Genomic DNA, 18613 nt, shown 5'->3' on the forward strand with positions numbered 1-18613 from the left:
GGATTCCCTTTGGGCACTGAAAAGAAAAGTTGTCAATTCGCAGAATCTGTATGCTAACTTTCGGCTTTCTGAGGTATGCCCGGCAGGTGGATTCAGAACAAGGCAAAACCACCCTGTTCCGGACAGGGTAGTTCTGTGAAATGATGCTGGGAGAACTAGTTGGAAGTGTCCGGTATCATCACCTGGTTCAGTACGTGGACCACGCCGTTGCCGGCCTGAACGTCCACGGCGATTATACCAATCCCGGAGGTTCCGGACCCGTCGGTGACGTCGGCGATATTGCCGCCTGTACCCGGCAGGTTGATGGTAATGGCATCGCCTTCAAGGGTTGTCGGCATGATGCCGTCCGTTAGATCGCCCGAACGGACGTTTCCGCTTACCACGTGGTGATTCAGGACGGAGGTCAGCAGGGCCTCGTCGATATCGGTCACAGTATCCCAATCCGGGTTGCTGTCCAGCAGGGCCTGGAAAGCGGCATCCGTCGGGGCGAATACGGTAAAGGGGCCGTCACCGCTGAGGACTGTCGGGAAATCCGTGGCCGTTGTGCCATCGGTCAGGGCCGTAACCAGGGGGGCAAACGTCGGGTCTGCCGTGGCAAATGTCACGACGGTGGGGATGTCGATAACCGCGTCCACTATGTGGACAATTCCATTGGACGCCGATACATCGGCCGTACTTACGTTGGAAACGCCGTTGATGGCCACCCCGCCCTCCGTATTGATATACAGGCTGAGGTTTGAAGCATCCGGGCCGGCAGTGGATAATGAGGATATGTAGCCCGTGGAGAGGTCAGTGGAAGCAACCTCCCCGGCCACTACATGATTCAGTAATAACTGTACCAGTACCTCATTGGGAATGTCATCAAGGCTTGTATACCCATTGACGCTGAGGAAAGTGGCAAATGCGTCGTTTGTCGGGGCAAAGACAGTAAAGGGGCCTTCTCCTTCCAGGGTGCTCACCAGATCGGCTTCGATCAGGGCATTCACCAGTGCGGACAGGTCTGCAGTGGCATTGGCAAGCTCCACGATATTCTGATCGGCGGCAGCTTCCTCAAGCGCGTCCAGGACGGCCTGGGGCAGTAAGACCTTATCGATAATGTGGACCACGCCGTTGGAGGCGAGTACATCGGCCGTGGAAACATTGGCCGGGATCCCGGTGGCATCCACGACGGACACGCCCCCGGAGAGGGAAGTGGTCAGCGTTTCACCCTGTACGGTAGTGACGTTGGCTCCGTCCGTAAGGTCGCCGGATTGGGCGGCTACCCCGGCTACTACATGGTAGGTCAGGATGGAAGCAAGCAGCTCTTTTTCTGCGTCCGTGTCAAAATCATCCAGACTGTCATAACCGTCCAGGGAGTTGAAGAGCTGGCCGAAAGCGGCGTTGGAGGGGGCAAAGACTGTGAAGGGCCCCGGGCCGCTGAGGATGCCGATCAGATCGGTGTTGTCGAGCTCATCAGCGGTTGAGAGGGCAGCCACCAGGCTGCTCAGGTCGGCAGTTGCCTGTGCGGTCGCCACAATATCTGCTTCCACTTCCGGCATTCCGTTGCCGTCGTCGTCGCTTGAACAGGCCGCCAGGCCCAGCAGGACGACTCCTCCAAGGAGGAATAATAGATTGTACGCAAACTTTTTCATAGCAGGATTTTTAGGAATAACAAATTGTTTAACCAAACCTACAAAACACTAAACAAAAATATCACCAGCTTAATAAAAGTTTAACAGGCATTCCGCTTTTGGGCGCTATTTAATGACATTTGCGCCCGTAGGTTGGCCCCCGCTTCGGACCCGGGAATATTTTGTAATTTTGCCGCGTTATGGGAACGACCAGGAAAGTAGTTGTCGGATTATCAGGGGGCGTAGACAGCAGCGTGACGGCGCTGCTGCTCAAGCAACAAGGCTACGAGGTGATCGGATTATTCATGAAGAATTGGCACGATGACTCCGTGACGATCTCCAGGGAATGCCCCTGGCTGGACGACAGCAACGACGCTCTCATAGTAGCGGAAAAGCTCGGCATCCCTTTCCAGACCGTCGACCTGAGTGCTGCTTACAAGGAGCGGATCGTAAATTATATGTTCCGCGAGTATCAGCAGGGCCGTACCCCGAACCCGGACGTATTGTGCAATCGGGAGATCAAGTTCGACCTGTTCCTCAAGATTGCAATGGACCTCGGGGCGGATTTTGTGGCTACCGGCCATTATTGCCGGAAGGACGAAGCCACAGGCCCCGACGGTCAGGTTCGCTACCGGCTTCTCGCCGGGGCGGACGCCAATAAGGACCAATCGTATTTCCTTTGCCAGCTCAACCAGGAGCAACTCTCCCGGGCCCTTTTTCCGATCGGCCACCTCCAGAAATCCGAGGTGCGCGCCCTGGCTGCCGAAAACGGCCTGGTTACCGCCGATAAAAAGGACTCCCAGGGCCTGTGTTTTATCGGAAAAGTCCGCTTGCCCGAGTTTCTGCAACAGCAGTTGGAGCCGCGGGAAGGCCGCATTGTGGAAATCCCCGCCACGGCACCCCAGTACCTCAGGGAAGTCCCTGAATTTTCGAACCGCCGTGAGGAGCTCGCATTCTATTCGGAGAAGCCGGTGTATGACCCGTCCGACGGCCGGGATGTTGGCCTCCACCAGGGCGCCCACTATTTTACAATCGGCCAGCGCAAAGGACTGGATGTAGGGGGGACCCCGGACCCGCTCTTCGTAATCCAGACGGACGTGGCGAAAAACATTATCTATACCGGACAGGGCAAATCGCATCCGGGCTTGTATCGCCGGACGCTGTTTGTGGCAGATGACGAATTGCACTGGGTGCGCCCCGACCTGTCGCTCAACCCCGACCAGACCATGGAGGTGCAGGCGCGGATTCGCTACCGGCAGGCACTTCAGCAGGCCACATTATACAAAATAGAAGGGGGGTTGTACGTCGATTTCAGGGAACCGCAGTCTGCTATTACCGAGGGGCAGTTTGTAGCCTGGTACCTCGGTGACGAACTTATCGGTTCCGGGGTGATTGCCTGACGGGATACCCCGAATAATACGCCTTGCAGAATGCCCCGGCTGGGAGCATATCGCCTTCTGGCGGCACGAATAATAATTGTACTATGCCACACAATCGAATTACCCGCCTATTCAATATCCGATACCCGCTTATCCAGGCCGGGATGGTCTGGGCCAGTGGCTGGCGGCTGGCCGCCGCCGTTTCGGATGCCGGGGGGCTGGGGCTGATCGGGGCCGGCAGTATGTACCCGGACATCCTGAGGGAACACATCCGCAAGTGCCAGGCCGCTACCGATCAACCCTTTGGGGTGAATGTCCCGATGCTCTACCCGGACATTGACAAGGTGATGGATATCATCCGGGATGAAGGGGTGCCGATTGTTTTCACCTCTGCGGGAAACCCCAAAACCTGGACAGCTGCGCTGAAGCGCTCGGGGATCACCGTGGTCCACGTGGTCAGTAGCGTAAAATTTGCCCTCAAGGCACAGGAGGCGGGGGTGGATGCAGTGGTTGCCGAGGGATTTGAGGCAGGCGGGCACAACGGCCGGGATGAAACCACCACCATGGCATTGATCCCTTCGGTCCGGGAAAAAGTGGATCTTCCGCTGCTGGCGGCCGGCGGCATTGCCACCGGGCGGGCCATGCTGGCAGCCATGGTCCTGGGGGCCGACGGGGTTCAGGTTGGCAGCCGGTTTGTCGCCAGCGAGGAAGCTTCCTCCCACCCGGCCTTCAAACAACGCGTGGTGGAGGCCGAAGAAGGGGATACCCGGTTGACCCTGAAGGAACTGGCCCCGGTCCGCTTGTTGAAGAACAAGTTTTACTCGGATATCGAATCGGCCTATGCCAACTGCGCCACTCCGGAAGATTTGAAAACCCTGCTGGGCCGGGCTCGTGCCAAACGCGGCATGTTTGAGGGGGACCTGGAGGAAGGGGAGCTAGAAATCGGCCAGGTTTCCGCAATTATCCGGGACATCCTGCCTGCAGCGGAAATTGTGAGGCAAATGATGTCCGAATTCGAGGCGGCGCGGAAACAGGTGCCGGACTTATTCTGAATAACCCCGGGCTCTCCCAGCATTTAAAGTACCGACCGGCTGATCGTCAGGTCCGCGGATTGCCAAACCGAGTCGAATTCCCGCTGAATGGCCCGGGCTGCTTCTTTCTTCCCCTGGGCCTCGAGCGCCTGTGTCAACCCGTAAAGCGACCAGCCATTTTGCCGCAGTTTTTCAAGATCGGAACGGTACACCGCTTCCGCGCGGTCAAAGTCCCCGGCTAACATCAGGACGGCGCCCAGGTTTTGGCGGGGCGGGATATGCCAGGCAGAAGGCTCCGTATAGGTGAGGTCGTCCTCCAGTGCCACCGCCTGTTCCAGGTGGGCCACCGCCTGTTCGTAATCCCCTTCCAATGCTGCCAGTTCCCCGGCTACCACGGCACGGGCCACCCCCGCTATCCGATCCGAAGAATTGTTGGCAGTCGCAACGATTTCCGCGAGTTCCGGCTCCCGGATTAAGGCATCGATGGCCTCGAGCTCCTCCCGGGCTTCCTTAGCATTCCCTTTCCGGATAAACGCAATCCCCCGGGCATAATGCCGCATCAGGCTGAGGTGCAGGTTTCCGGGGCCCGGTGCCGGAAAGGTCAGGATATCGTTCCATTTCCCGAACCGGGTATACGCCAATAAAGGGGTGGAGGCAAAATCCTGCAGGAAATGCAATTGCCCCATTTGCCCAACGGGTACTTTCTCTGCAGTTTTCTTTGCCGCATCTATGGCTGTGACGCTCTCCCCGATAAGGCTTGCCGCCGACCAGAGGAAGTGGATATTGTGGGGGTAGTATCCAAGCGGATAGATGCCCTGGGAATAACATTGCGAAATATAATCCTCGTCGGCCAGGATGGCCAGTTTGTTCACCCGTACGGCATCTTGATACCTGCCGACCCGGATATAAATATGGGAGGGCATGTGAACGATATGTCCGGCGGCTGGCATCAGCCCCTCCAGGCTCTCGGCACTGCTTACTGCGCGGTCCGGGTCCGGCAGCTCCATCAGATGGATATAGTAGTGATGGGCCCCGGGGTGGTCCGGTTGCAACTGTATTGCTTTTTCCAGTGCAGCCTTTGCCGCCAGGGTGTTCGGAGCCGGCTTGCCGTCCATATCCCAATAGGACCAGGGCATGGTATTCATGATCGAGGCAGCGTAAAGTGTCAATACGTCCGGGTGGTCCGGGTGTCGGAGGGCAACCTCCCGCATGGCATCCATATACGCACTATTCAACAGCGAGGTTTCAACCAATGTATCCGGGCTGTAACGCGCATTGAGGGCCCGGATCAAATCCCGTTCAAGGTCACTGGCTTGCGGCGCATGAAGATTCGCTTTTTCGAGTGCCTCCCAGGCCCTGGTTTTTCGCTCCGGATCGGGAGCCGGATCGTTGATGTTCGGGCCGAGGTCATAGGCCTGTCCCCAGTAGGCCATGGCCGTAGCCGGAGCGAGCCTGGCCGCTTCCATAAACGAACGGTGTCCTTCGGCATGATTGAATGCATAGGTCAGCCGCAGACCCTGGTCAAAAAAAGCCTGGGCCCGGGGCGGCGCATTGTATACGGGCATAGAGTGGGTCCCGAGATTTTCGAACAAAGGTGCAATTTGACGTGAACTGTCCACCGGTTCGAGCATAAATCGGGCTACCGTACATTTCAGGGCGCCGATGGAAGCTGCCGATCGCTTGGGCAATACGTTTGATTTTTCAGTTTGGCGGATCAGGAAGGCAGCCAGAAGGACGAGGCAGGCAAAAATACCCGGATACAGCTTGTTTTTCATCGGAAGGCGAATTAGGCGGTTGCAGAAGCATTTCTTGTCGCAGCCTGGGGAACCGAAGGGCTGTAAGGGTCTGTATCGCATGAAGATACATAAAAGCAATCAGCTGGTCAATAAAAATAGTACCCGCCAAGGGGTGCCTGGCCGGGAAGCCCGGTCTATTCCGCTTTTAAATCCAATTTGAGCAGGTAGGAATCTGCCGTTATAAACAAGGCGCTCTGGTCGGCATTCAGGGCGCAATTAGAGGTTTTTTCCCCGGTAAATATTTTCCCGAGTATAGTACCCTGCGGCCCAAAAACCAATACGCCTCCTGGGCCGGTGGCAAAGACATGGCCCGAAGGGTGCACCTTCAGCCCGTCCGGATTGCCGGTTTCTGCAGGATTCTGGTCGGTTGCGTCGAAGAAGATTCGCCCATTTGACAACGAGCCATTTTCGGAAAGCTCATAGACCATCCAGATTGCATGGTCGGGATCGGAATTGGAAACGTACAGCCGCGACCCGTCCGGGGAAAGCCCGATTCCGTTCGGGCGGCTCAGGGCATCGGTCAACAATTCCGGTTCCCCTCCGGGTTCGAGCCTGAAAACGCCCTGGAAATTCAACTCCTTCCCGGGGTCATCCACAAGCCCCGGCAGGCCGTAAGGGGGGTCGGTGAAATAGAGTACGCCTTTTGAATCGTAGACGGCATCGTTTGGGCTGTTCAGCCGGGCACCCCGGTAAGTTTCCGCGAGGGTTTCGAAGGTATCCGCCGGACGGTCCAGGGGAGCTGTCATGCGGGCAATTCTACGGTCGCCGTGCTGACAGAGTACCAGGTTGCCGGATGGATCCAGCAACAATCCGTTCGAACCCGGTTCGGATCCTCTGAAATCCTCCCCTGTAAATCCCGAGGGCTCCAGGTAGGTGCGGCTGCCGGTCTCCGGGTCCCACCGGTAAATGGCATTCCGCGGGATGTCGGAATACAGCAGGTAGCCCCCGCCATCCACCCATAGCGGGCCCTCCGTCCAGTCGTGTCCCTCCGCCAGGATTTCCAGCCGGCTCCCCCTGGGGACAATCTCGAAAAATGCCTCGTCATACGCTGCCAATTTCCCCGCTTCCAGATAGCGGCTTTCGGCAGGCACGGCAACCGAGGTTTCGGCCTGTGGCTCTTTACGGCCCCGGCAGGCGCCCAGGCATAGCGCCAGGGCAAGGGGGAGCCATATAGCAGGCCGGGTGGCCGGATGACTTTCCAGGGTCTTCATCAGGTGCCGCTGCGATTTTCTTTAAGCGAGGCCAGGTATTCGATCAGGTCGCGGAGCTCCCGCTTGCTGATCACCCGCCCCATGGGCGGCATGGAGGAAGGCAGGTTTGTACGCCTTGAAATCCTCGCCAGCGGGATTTCGATAGGTTCCGGTTCGGCACCCCTGAGGAGCAGGTGGTCGCTGTGTTCTTCAAGCAGCAACCCGGTGATGTTCTGCCCATCCGTCAGGGTCAGGGAGACCGAGCCGTAGCCCGGGGCAATCCGCTTCCCGGGTTCGATAAGGGATTCCAGGATCTGTTCCCGCGTCAGGATTGCCCCGATATTGTCCAGGGGAGGGCCCACCTGCCCACCGGCCCCGTCAACGGCATGGCAGCGCACGCACTGGGCGGCAGGGTTGCTGGTGAAGACGGTACGGCCGGCCCACCAGCTGCCTCCTTCCAGGGTGGCCCGGTAGGCATCCGAACTGTACCCCTGTCGCTTGAGATTTTCCAGGGAGGCAACGAGGGGCTCGGACCCGGTAGATTCCACGGCTTCAATAAGATCCAGGATCACACCCGCATCCAGGCGGTCGGCTGCGGCCTGGGCCACCAGGTTTTCCAGCACCGGCCCGCTTTTGCCGATTGGCATCTCCGCCAGGGACCCCAGGATCGTCTGCTGTTCCCGGATCGTCCCGCTGCGGAATATGGGCCAGACGATGTCCGGGAGTTCATTTCGGGGCAGGTCGAGCAGGGGCAATAGCGCAATCGCGGTAGTCCGTACCCCGGCCTCGGCATCCCGCATGCCCTTTTTCAAATAACTCCCCATTTCCGGGTCGCCTACTGAGCCAAGGGCCTGCAGGACAGCAGTCCGGACCCCCGGGTTGCCATGCCGGTCGTATAGCGACTTCAGCCGTTGGTTGTAGCTGCTGATCCCCAGGTTGGAGAGTACCTGGGTGACCCCGATTAACAACTGCGGGTCATCGTTGGCCAGAAAAGTTGGCAATTCCTTTTCAATCCTGGAAATCACCAGCAGGGAATCCCGTTTAACCTCGCCGCGAAGGCGTCCGTCTACCCGATCCAGGACGGAAGGATGCGCCCAGGTTCCCACGGCTGCGAGGGCCTCTCCCCTCAGGACAGGCGCAACCCCATCCCGCCGTGCAAACCGGATCAGCCGGTCCAGGTCTGTGGTATCTCCCGTGCGCTGGGCGGCGCTGATAGCCCGTCTCAGCAAGGGTTCCGACTGCAGCCCCTCCCGGTCGAGCAGGGCGGCCAGGTCGGGGAGGGCTTCCTCTATGGACCAGTCGTCGTGGATTGCACGGGCCGCTTCTGCCAGGATGTATTCGTCGGAATCTTCCAGAAATCGTGCGATGCCCGGATGCTGCATGCGCCTGAGGGCCAGCACGGCAGCCAGACGGAGGGTCGGGTCCTGGTGACCGGCCAGTTCCAGCAGGGGTTCGGCCTGCCCGATCCGGGCAAGGGCAAGCACCCCGGCATGCCGCAGGTAAACATCCCGGTCGTCGTTTTCCGCCAGAAATTCCAACAGGGGCTCTATGGCAGGTTTATGGCCGATTCGCCCCAGGGCCTGTGCGGCAAAGAAACGCACCCGCGGAACACTGTCCTTCAACAGCGGCACCAGTACTTCGCCCGCTTCTTCGTACCGGATATCCCCCAGGACTTTGGCCGCCTGGGCGATGATTTCAGGATCGGTATCGCCGAGGAGTTCCAGCAACGGCTCGGCCCGGTCGTCGTCCCGGGCCGCCAGTTGCCCCAGGCCCCAAATGGCATGGATCCTTCGGAACTGGTTCGCGGAGTCGGCCAGGGCATCCCGGAAAGTCCGGAAGCCGCTTCGGCCCCGGTCGGCGAGTTCAAACTGGGCTTTCTTCCGGATGCGCATATCTGCGTGCCCGAGTAAAACCGAGAGCGAATCCTCCGAAGCCTTCGGATAATCCATCACCATGAGATTTTGGGTTTCGGCGCGCTGGGCCGCCAGGTCGTTTTCGGAAGCTTTGACATCCAGCTTCCAGACCCTCCCGGCATCCTTGGTGTTCCAACCGTTGATCCAGTCTGCGAGGTACAGGGCCCCGTCGGGCCCGAACCGGATACCCGTCGGCAGGATGCCGCTCAACACGTCCTGTTCGGACTTTAAGCGGAAGCCGGCGCCGTCCGGTTCCAGGTCGAATGCCCAGATGTGCGAACGGGCCGGGTCGCCGATAAATTCGACGAGGAAGAATTTGTCGCGCCATTTGCTGCCCAGGGCGGTTCCCGGGTTAAATTGCATCCCGGTGGGGCCGTTGTGGAAATTCTGGATGGGGGGCAGGATATAAGCTGCCTGCCCCTCCCAGCGGGGGAGGTAGAGCTTCTCGTCCATCCATACTTTGTAGGTATTGTTTTTAGGGTCGGTGTATTTGCCGAATTGCCAGTTGGTCCGCCATCCGGAATCCGACCCGTCCACCAGGTAAACCAGGCGTTCGCTTTCGCCCTGGTGGTCCCCGTCATTATCGGAGGTGATCAGGTTCCCGTACGCATCGAATACGAATTCGTGTGTGTTGCGGAGCCCGCGGGCAAACACTTCAAAATCGCTCCCATCCCGGTTGCAGCGCACAATGACGCCCTGGTTCGGGTAATGGTGTTTGGACCCGTCTTTAGCCGTTATGCTGGCGCCGATATCGCCGATCCCCCAGTAGAGTTTGCCGTCAGGCCCGATCACGGCCCCGGACATCCCGTGGCCCCCAAAGCCGATATGCACCTGGAACCCATGGGCCAGGGATTCCCGGGTATCCAGGACCTCGTCCCCGTTTTCATCGGTCAGCCGCCACATATCCGGGGCAACGCCTACGTAGACCTCCTCGCCGTCCACGAGTAACGCGCCGGCTACATCTGTGACTTCCTCGTTGAAATCGTGAAGGATCCGGGTGGAAATATCCGCCGTACCGTTGCCGGTGGTATCTTCCAGCCTCCAGATTTCTTCCTGTTCCACGGTCAGGTCGCGCCAGTCGTGGATGGTATCGTTGTTCAGGTCCTTGAGCCAGGAGTTTTCCTCGCTGCGCTCCGGGGCGAATTCCGCGCGGAGGAAGGCCCGCCGGTCCTCCACGGATTGAAGGCTGATGGACCGCTCTATCCAGTCCCGGTGTCCCCGGATATCGAACTCCGAATTTTTCTGCCGGCTGGTACGGGTGAGATATACCCGTCCGCGGTCGTCAATGTCCATGGCCACCGGGTCGGGGGCCAGGGAATCCGTGGCCCAGAGGCTGAGTTCGAGCCCCTCAGCAACCTTGGCCGCCACTGCTGCCCGGCCGCTCTCGGCCAGGGCTTCGGCTACCTGGTCGCCCTGGCTCCGGACGACGGCTTCTTCCACAGGGATATCCCGCCCAAAGTCACAGGATACCTGCAATACGCCTGCCAGGATCCATGCACCCAGGACCCGGCGCCTTGCGCACGCAAATTGAAGGGGAGCGAACTCCCGAAAAAGAGAAATCATAGTTGTTTAGTTTAGTTTGGATTCATTCAGGGAGCCAGGTCATGGATTTGCTGCAGGTACGCCTTCATGCCGTCCAGGGTCCCGGCCAGCCGGTTTATCTGTTCCCGGGCTTCGTCCCATTTTTTCTGTTCGATGGCCTCCCGCACGCCGGGGAGGGTTTTTACCCCGTAACCCGTATAGAATCCGGGAGCGTAAATCTGATGTTTGTACCAGGACCTCCGGGGCAGGCCTTCCGCATCCGTCAATTGTTGTTCGGCATGCATCAAAAGGTCGTTCAGGCGTTTCCGGCCCGCCGGTGCGAGCTTGGTAAAATCCTTCCCGGACAAACCGGAAACCGTTTCTTTCAAGCCGGCCAGGGCATTCTGCAAGGGGGAGAAGTCCAGGTAGGGGACCGCGGCTTTGAGTTCGGGGTCTGCTGTCGGCTCAGTTGGGTCGGCCGCGAGGCGGTACGCGTTGCGCTCCACGAGACTGTTGTGTTTTTCTACTTCTGCCCGGAGGTTATCGGCTGTTTGCATTACCTCCTCGAGGTATTCGTTGACGGTGGCATGCCAGGGTTTGAAGTCGAACGGCAGGATTTCGGCATTGGCCAGCCGGAGGACAATCCGGCCAGCGGTTTTTGCCAGGGCCACCCCGTAGCGGAACCCGGGGTCTTTAAACCGGGTGTAATGCGCATAGGTATCGTAGATGGTGTGGTACTCCCCCCCGGCATTTTCACCTCCGAAACCGAGGTTCAGGGATGCGATTCCGGCATGCTGGATAAACGGGGTATAATCGGAACCCGACCCCAGGGCGGAAAGGGCGAATTCGGCATCGCCACCCCGGGTAAGCTGGGCTGCTATCCGCCGTTCTTTTACCGAAACATCCGTTTGCGGGTCCGGGACATCCCCGGCCACCTGCGTCACCAGGGTTTGCAGCGAATGGGATCCGCCGGCTCCCAGGAAACCCCGGCCGTTGCCGTCGGTGTTGATATAGGCCACTGCTTTTTCGCGCAGTTCGGCCAGGTGGTCTTCCACCCATTCCGTGGAGCCAATCAACCCGGGCTCTTCAGCGTCCCAGGCGCAATAGACCACCGTACGGCGAGGGCGTTTGCCATCTTTGGCGAGCTCCCCGATAGCCCGGGCTTCTTCCATCAGGGCCACCATCCCGCTAACCGGGTCTGCGGCGCCGTGGACCCAGGCGTCGTGGTGGTTGCCCCGGATGACCCATTGGTCTGGGAATTCGCTCCCCTTGAGCGTGGCAATAACGTTGTGGGCGGGTTGCAGCGACCATTCAAATTCCAGCTTGAGGCGAACTTTTGCCGGACCGGGCCCGATGTGGTAGGTTAGTGGGAGGGCGCCCCTCCAGGAATCCGGGGCTACGGGTCCGCCCAGGGCTTTCAGCAGGGGCTCTGCATCCGCGTAGGAAATAGGCAGTACCGGGATCTTTGTGATGGTCGGCGCTTCTTCTTTGTCGAGCCGTTCGGCATCTTCGGTAGCCCCGTAGCCAGGCGTGAGTACGTCCCCGGGGTAGAGCGGCATATCCATGACGGAACCCCGCTGCACACCCGTGGCATTTTTAAAAGGACCTTTTGGGTAGACGTCGCCTCGGTAATACCCGTCGTCTTTCGGATCGGAATAGATGATGCAGCCAATGGCGCCTTTCTCAGCGGCCAGTTTCGGTTTGATCCCCCGCCAGGATCCGTAGTATTTTGCGATGACGATCTTCCCCTTCACGTCGATCCCGAGTTTTTCCAGTTCCTCGTAGTCGGCCGGTACCCCGTAATTGACAAATACGAGTTCCGCTTCCACGTCCCCGTCCGTGGAAAAAGCGTTGTAGGAGGGGAGGAGGGCATCCCCCTGGGCCGTATACGGATCCCCTTCAACGGCCACCGCTTCCAGGGCAGCGGTAAAAGGTTCCGGGGCGGTCATCTCCAGGAGGCGAACCCGGGGGTAGGGAAAGAGGACCTGGTAAGTATCGATCCGTGCATCATACCCCCAGGATTCAAATTGTTTTTTCATCCAACGGGCATTCTCGGCCCCGGCCTCGGTTCCCACCCAGTGGGGCCGGTCGGCCATCCGTTTCATCCAGTCGTCCAGGTTTGCTACCCGAAGCTCGGCGTCAAAAGCCGCTTCAATTTGCTGCTGTTTTCTGGCAGCTTCCGGGCTGAAACCAACCATGTCCTGGGCGTGCGATCCCGTGGCGGCCATCAGGAACAGGCCGGCGATAATCCAAATTCTCATAAAATACGTGTAAATGATACGCGTAAAGATAACTGATTTTTTCAGGGCGGGCCAACCCGTTCGGATAGTCCTCGTCCAACGCTTTTGGCAGGTCGGGTTCCCGGCAATAGGACTGGGAATCATTGGTTTTTAGTTGTCTTGCTGGTCCAGTTTCAGCAGCGTGTGCATCAGTACGTTGGCGCCGTTGGCCATATCGGCAGCCGAGGTGAATTCGTCCGGGGAATGACTGATACCCCCCTGGCTCGGGACAAAGATCATGCCCACGGGTGCGATCAGGGCAATATCCTGGGCGTCGTGCCCGGCCCCGCTCCGCATTTTCCGACTGCTCAGGCCCAGCTGGCCGGCGGCCCCGGAGATTGCCTGCTGGATGGCGGGTGCTGTCAGCGCGGGTTTCCCGGTGGTGTCCAGGGCTTCAAATTCAAATGACGTCCCCGACGAGGCCGCAATGCCGATGGCCCGATCCCGGATTTTCCGATAGAGTTCCTGGATGACGTCGGTAGACAGGTCCCGGATCTCCAGGCTGAGCACCACCCGTCCGGGGATGACGTTCGGAGCCCCGGGGTAGGCCCGGATGCGACCCACGGTTGCCACCTGTTGGCCGTCCATGGCCAGGGCTTCCTCATTGACCGCCTGGATAAACCGGGCGGCGGCGAGCAGGGCATCCCTGCGCAGGTCCATCGGGGTGGTCCCGGCGTGGTTTGCCATTCCGCGCACAGTGACGTCCCACCAGTTTAACCCGACGATTCCTTCGACGATTCCGATATCCTCTCCTTCCCGGTCCAGGATTCCCCCCTGTTCTATGTGCAGTTCCAGGAAAGCCGCCAGGCTTCCCTTTTCACGGCGAGCCTCGTCCAGCCTGAGCGTGTCACCGCCCAGGCGCTGGATGCCTTCGCCCATGGTGTAGCCGGTACTGTTCGCCACGGCGAGCGCCCCGGGAGATAATTCCCCGACCATGGCCCGGCTACCCATCACCCCTCCTTCCTCGTTGGAAAAGACGATGACCTCCAGGGGGTGGCGGGTAAGCCGGTTGTTTTCGTGAAGCGTACGCGCTACCTCGATGGCTGCCAGGGACCCCACGCAACCGTCGTAATTGCCCCCATTGGGGACCATGTCGATATGCGACCCCATCGCCAGGGGTTTAAGGCCCGGTTCTGTTCCCGGGCGGGTTCCGATCAGGTTCCCGGCTGCGTCTGTACGTACGGTTAACCCGGCTTCGCGCATCAGTCCCCGGACATACTCGCGCCCGGCAAGGTCGCCGTCGCTGAAAGCCACCCGGTTGGGTTGTCCGTCGGCATCCCGACCGTATGTGGCGAGCTGCATGAGCGTCGCCTCCAGGCGGTTGGCATCGATGCGCAGGTTTTCCTGAGCGTGCAGGGTGCACGCCAGGAGTAATAGTATTGTAAGGGCAAGGATTTTCGGATGTCGGGTCATCGGTAGTAGTCGTTGGGAAGTAAATTTTTTGCCTAAACGGCACTTAGCAATCGGAGCCAGGATTCGATCTGGCTGAAAAGGGTAAATCGTTCCACCACCCGGGTCTGGGCATTGAAGCCCCATTTATCGAGCTCTTTCTGGTGGCTGAGCATGTATTCCATGGCGGCGGCGAGACGCGGGATATCGGTTGGGTCCGGGTTGATGGACCCGGTTTCCCCGTGATTTACCTGGAATTTCAGGCCCGCGGCCCCGGAAACGAGCACGGGCGTGCGTTTCCACATGGCTTCCGTGGCTGTCAGCCCGAAACCTTCCTGGATGGAATTCTGTACTACGATGACAGAATACCGCTGCAGCGCATTCACGATCAGGGCATTTTCCTTTGGGTTGTCCAGGGGGAGGAGCATCAGGGCGATATCCTTTTGGATCTCCCCGTCCAGCGACTGGTAGTATTCGATAAGTTCCTTGAGGACTTCGGCCCCTTCGGGGTCGTCCGTCACAAAAAGCGGGTCCGGCCCGCCCAGTACCAGGCGAGACATATGAATCCGCTTGTAGTCCAGCGCATCCTTATCCGTGCGGCGGGCATTGGTTTCCTTCATATAGACAAAGGCTTCCATGAGTTGCTTAAAGCCCTTCAGCCGGTCCCAACGGGAAATTTCCGTAATTATCGGGCGGTAGATAAGCTGAAAATCGTCCGGGTGGTTGACCTGCCCGAAACTTCCGTCTGGCATCACCCGCCGAACCTGGTGTTTGTAGGCGTTGTAAAGGCGTGGTTCCCTGGATTCAATCAGGCCGGCCTGCACCAGGATGCTCAGGCATTTGTGCATCTGGAGCATGCGGTTTTTATGGCTCAGCGGGTCGATGGCCGGGGGAATCAGTGCGGTTCTCCCGGAAATTTCGGGGAGTACGTACTCCTGCAGGCTGAACACAAAATGGTCGTAATCGCCAAAATAGGGCTGCAGGAAACTCCATACGGCCCGGGTAACCTCATTGGATTCGTCCAGCCCGATATGGCACCTCCAGACGCAGCGGACATCCCGGTGTTTTTTGAGCATGCCCGCCAGCGGCATGGGCTGGGGATCGTGGATCACCACCACATCCCCGTCCTGTATGACGTCCAGGGCCTGTTGGAGGTTGTGCCGGTTTACCCGCTCATAGGGGTCCCGGTCGGATTCACTGAATTTTCCGTCCCCGCTGCCGTGGATGGCATTGTGGATGCGTTTGGTGATATTGAAGAATTCCACATCGTCCGTCTCAATCACCATCCATTCGATGGAAACGCCCATGGCGCGCATGATGCGCATTTGACTCGGGACCATTTCTGCCACCCCGCCGCCGGTGGCGGTGGAATTGATCATCCAGATGGTTTTTCCTTTGAGTTTTTCTACATATTGGGGGACGGTTTCCAAAAAGGAGTCCACAGTGCCCCTCAAACTGCTGTAAGCCTGGTAGTCTTCGAGTTTGGGGCCTGTCTTGATTTCGATCTTTCGCATAGTTGGTATTTGGTGTCGGTTTAAAAGGTACAAAACTCCATCGAATCCTGCGCCTCTGTCGAATTTCCTTAATTTGCCGCCAAAAGATCACGATGCTCTATACGACGGTTGATATGCTCGGGGTGATTGCCTTTGCGATATCCGGGGTGCTGGTAGCCATGGAAAAGCGCCTGGACCTTTTCGGGGTCGGAATCATCGCCATGGTTACCGCCATCGGGGGCGGGACCATCCGGGACCTGCTCGTCGGCGAAGTCCCGGTAGACTGGATGCGCCACGCCTATATCGTTTACGTCATCCTCCTGACCACCGTCCTGGCGGTGCTTTTCCAGAACCGCCTGAAGAACCTGCGCAAATCGCTCTTCCTGTTCGATACGATCGGGATTGGACTCTACACGCTCGTGGGGATTGAAAAGGGCCTGGCAGCCGGGTTGTCGCCGGTCATTTGCATTGCCCTGGGTACCATTACGGCCTGCTTCGGCGGGGTGCTCCGCGACATCCTCTGCAATGAAATCCCGGTCATCTTCCGCAGGGAAATCTACGCCTCGGCCTGTATTGCCGGGGGCATCCTGTTCTTTGTCCTCCTGGCCGGGGGGATCGATCCGGGTTATTGCAACATCGCGGGTATCCTGACGGTCATCCTCATCCGGCTGCTCGCGGTACGCTTCCATATCGGGATGCCGAATATCTACCGGGACCGCGGTCCGGCAGGTTAATCAATCCAGCACTTCCGCCTTGCGGATGTAGATGTTTTTCATCGGCCAGTCGCCGTCGTCCGTTTCCACCTGGTTGATAGCGTCCACCACATCCATGCCTTCGACCACCCGGCCAAAGGGCGTGTATTCCCCATCCAAATGGTAGGAGCCCGGATCCGTCACCACGATAAAAAACTCGTAAGGCGAAGCGAGCATGTGCGGGTTATCGATTTCGCTGGACGGCATGGAGACGGTTCCCCGGTGGTGCCGATGGCCCTTCCGCGTATCCGGGGGCAGCAGGTACCGGCCGATATCCGAGCGTTTCCGGGCGGTTTTGACATTGTCCGCATTGCCCCCCTGGATGATGAAATCCTTTACGACCCGGTGGAACATTGTACTGTCGAAGTACTTTTTCCGGGTCAGGTAGATGAAATTGGCTTTGTGGTAGGGGACGTTGTCGAACAGTTCGATGGTAAAACTCCCGAGGTCCGTGGTCAACCGGACCCGGCTTGCTTGCAGGTCTTTCTGGTAGTCGAAAAAGAAATCGATGGCATTCTCCTCGGTAAGCTCAAAGGCGTCGGCGGAATCCGCCACCTGCTGCCCGGCAGTACCGACGGGATTTTCGCCGGTCGTATCCCGGGCTGCACTATCTGTCGATACCGTTCCCGGATCGGGCGATTCGGGCTTATTTTGTTTACTTTGTTCCCTGCAGCCGGCCAGGAGGGCCAAAAGCACAAGTGCCCGGACGGCTGTTTTGAGTAAAGTCATGAATTTCGAGGATTTTTCCAGTTCGCTTTCAAAAATAGAAAATCTTCCCCTACCGGGCAGCAGGGCGCATCTTGCCATGGCCCCGGAATTGCGGATCCGCGAACTCGCGGGGTTGGATTCACAGCGAAAATCGCCCCGCAGAGCAGGGGTACTCGTGCTATTCTACCCGGGGCATGATTCGGGAACCCGCCTGTTGCTCATAAGGAGGCCGTCCTACCCGGGGGTCCACTCCAACCAGATTGCCCTGCCCGGCGGCAAGGAGGAGGCAGACGACCCGGACCTGCAGCATACCGCCCTGCGGGAAGCCCGGGAGGAAGTGGGGGTACCCCCCCGGCAGGTCCGCGTAGTGCGCGCGCTGAGTCCGGTATATATTCCTCCCAGCAATTTTGAGGTCAGCCCGTTTGTGGGACTGAGTGCCGGGCGGCCGGATTTCCGACGGCAGGAGTCCGAGGTGGCCGAGCTGATCGAAGTCCCTGTGACCCAGTTGCTTTCCAGGGAATTCCTGGAGGTGCGACGGATGACAACCTCGTACGCAACGGACATTGAGGTACCCGCCTTTCTGCTGAACGGCCATGTGGTATGGGGGGCGACAGCCATGATGCTCAATGAGCTGAAAAGCCTCCTGGAGGAGGTGCTCTGAACCTATTTTTGTATTTTAGCCTTCCTATGGGATTATTTAAAAAGAATCCATTCGGACATATCCTGTTCCTGAAAAAGTGGTTGATCCGCGTCATGGGGCTGTTTACGCACCAGCGGTACAAAGGCTTCAACAAACTGGAGATCGAGGGGTCGGACGTCATTCGCTCCCTTCCGGAGACCGGGGTGCTTTTTGTCAGCAACCACCAGACCTACTTTGCGGACGTGGTGGCCATGTTCCACGTCTTTAATGCGAGCCTCAGCGGGCGGGAGGACTCCATCAAGAACATCGGCTATCTCTGGAACCCGAAACTCAATATTTACTATGTGGCCGCCAAGGAGACCATGGGAAAGAGTCTGCTGACCAAAATACTCGCCTATGCGGGTTCAATCAGCATTGAGCGGACCTGGCGGGCGGAGGGCAAAAACGTCAAGCGGCAGGTAAAGATGAGCGATATCACCAACATCGGCACCGCCCTTAAGGACGGCTGGGTGATCACCTTCCCACAGGGCACCACGACCCCGTGGAAACCCCTGCGGAAGGGGACGGCCCACATTATCAAAAAATACAAGCCGGTGGTGGTCCCGGTTGTGATCGACGGGTTTCGTCGCTCCTTCGACAAAAAAGGCCTGTACATCAAAAAGAAGGGGATCCTCCAGTCCATGGTTATCAAACCACCGCTGGAGATCGATTACGAAAATGAATCGGTGGATGCGATTATCGAAAAACTCGAATACGCCATTGAGCAGCACCCGTCTTTCCTGAAGGTGATCCCTATGGAAGAGCTCAAGGCCTATGAGGCGGACCATAAAAACCGCCGGTGGCGCCCGAATAAAGCCAAGACCCCCGTCGGGGAATAGACAGCAACTTTATAAGAGCCCTGCCCCGGTTGGG

General features: G+C 58.6%; 13 protein-coding genes. 5 read left to right on the forward strand and 8 right to left on the reverse strand.

All coding sequences use genetic code 11. The features are described 5' to 3' along the window. Positions 1-155: 155 nt before the first annotated feature. Entirely contained in the window at positions 156-1631 is a 1476-nt protein-coding gene (locus AC3DKS_RS00245) for a fasciclin domain-containing protein (protein ID WP_015754478.1), read from the reverse strand. Between the two features lie 179 nt (positions 1632-1810). On the opposite strand from AC3DKS_RS00245, the gene mnmA reads away from it, so the two are divergent. Further along, the gene (gene mnmA, locus AC3DKS_RS00250) at positions 1811-3010 is read left to right on the forward strand and encodes a tRNA 2-thiouridine(34) synthase MnmA (protein WP_015754479.1); all 1200 of its coding nucleotides are present in this window, start codon (positions 1811-1813) and stop codon (positions 3008-3010) included. An 83-nt stretch (positions 3011-3093) separates the two neighbouring features. Then, on the forward strand, positions 3094-4041 hold the full coding sequence (locus AC3DKS_RS00255) for an NAD(P)H-dependent flavin oxidoreductase (protein ID WP_015754480.1): 948 nt from the start codon (positions 3094-3096) through the stop codon (positions 4039-4041). 23 nt (positions 4042-4064) lie between these two features. Here the strand turns inward: AC3DKS_RS00255 and AC3DKS_RS00260 are convergent, their stop codons facing one another. The 6 genes from AC3DKS_RS00260 to AC3DKS_RS00285 all read right to left on the reverse strand — a co-directional run bounded on the left by AC3DKS_RS00260 (position 4065) and on the right by AC3DKS_RS00285 (position 15622). After that, complete coding sequence (locus tag AC3DKS_RS00260; RefSeq protein WP_015754481.1) at positions 4065-5795, reverse strand: tetratricopeptide repeat protein; 1731 nt, start codon at positions 5793-5795, stop codon at positions 4065-4067. Between the two features lie 155 nt (positions 5796-5950). Further along, positions 5951-7027: an SMP-30/gluconolactonase/LRE family protein gene (locus AC3DKS_RS00265; RefSeq protein ID WP_015754482.1), complete on the reverse strand. Its 1077-nt coding sequence runs from the start codon at positions 7025-7027 to the stop codon at positions 5951-5953. Further along, entirely contained in the window at positions 7027-10482 is a 3456-nt protein-coding gene (locus AC3DKS_RS00270; RefSeq protein ID WP_015754483.1) for a HEAT repeat domain-containing protein, read from the reverse strand. Before AC3DKS_RS00270 ends, AC3DKS_RS00265 begins: the two co-directional genes overlap by 1 nt. 26 nt (positions 10483-10508) lie before the next feature. Next, entirely contained in the window at positions 10509-12701 is a 2193-nt protein-coding gene (locus tag AC3DKS_RS00275) for a M28 family metallopeptidase (RefSeq protein ID WP_015754484.1), read from the reverse strand. A gap of 129 nt (positions 12702-12830) precedes the next feature. Then, positions 12831-14132, reverse strand: coding sequence for a Zn-dependent hydrolase (locus AC3DKS_RS00280; RefSeq protein WP_015754485.1), 1302 nt, complete (start codon positions 14130-14132; stop codon positions 12831-12833). Between the two features lie 32 nt (positions 14133-14164). Next, positions 14165-15622: a glycosyltransferase gene (locus AC3DKS_RS00285; protein ID WP_015754486.1), complete on the reverse strand. Its 1458-nt coding sequence runs from the start codon at positions 15620-15622 to the stop codon at positions 14165-14167. Positions 15623-15714: 92 nt separating this feature from the next. Between AC3DKS_RS00285 and AC3DKS_RS00290 the strand changes: the two genes are divergently transcribed. Further along, positions 15715-16335, forward strand: a complete 621-nt coding sequence (locus AC3DKS_RS00290; protein WP_015754487.1) for a trimeric intracellular cation channel family protein — start codon at positions 15715-15717, stop codon at positions 16333-16335. Here the strand turns inward: AC3DKS_RS00290 and AC3DKS_RS00295 are convergent, their stop codons facing one another. Next, positions 16336-17082 carry a peptidylprolyl isomerase gene (locus AC3DKS_RS00295; protein WP_272608094.1) on the reverse strand — a complete coding sequence of 249 codons (747 nt, stop codon included), beginning with the start codon at positions 17080-17082 and terminating at the stop codon, positions 16336-16338. Here AC3DKS_RS00295 and AC3DKS_RS00300 point away from each other — a divergent pair. Next, entirely contained in the window at positions 17081-17722 is a 642-nt protein-coding gene (locus tag AC3DKS_RS00300; RefSeq protein ID WP_272608095.1) for an NUDIX hydrolase, read from the forward strand. The two genes, AC3DKS_RS00295 and AC3DKS_RS00300, sit on opposite strands and share 2 nt — an antisense overlap. Before the next feature lie 26 nt (positions 17723-17748). After that, complete coding sequence (locus AC3DKS_RS00305; RefSeq protein ID WP_015754490.1) at positions 17749-18579, forward strand: lysophospholipid acyltransferase family protein; 831 nt, start codon at positions 17749-17751, stop codon at positions 18577-18579. Positions 18580-18613: the final 34 nt, after the last annotated feature.

The sequence above is a fragment of the Robiginitalea sp. genome (genome assembly GCF_982776155.1).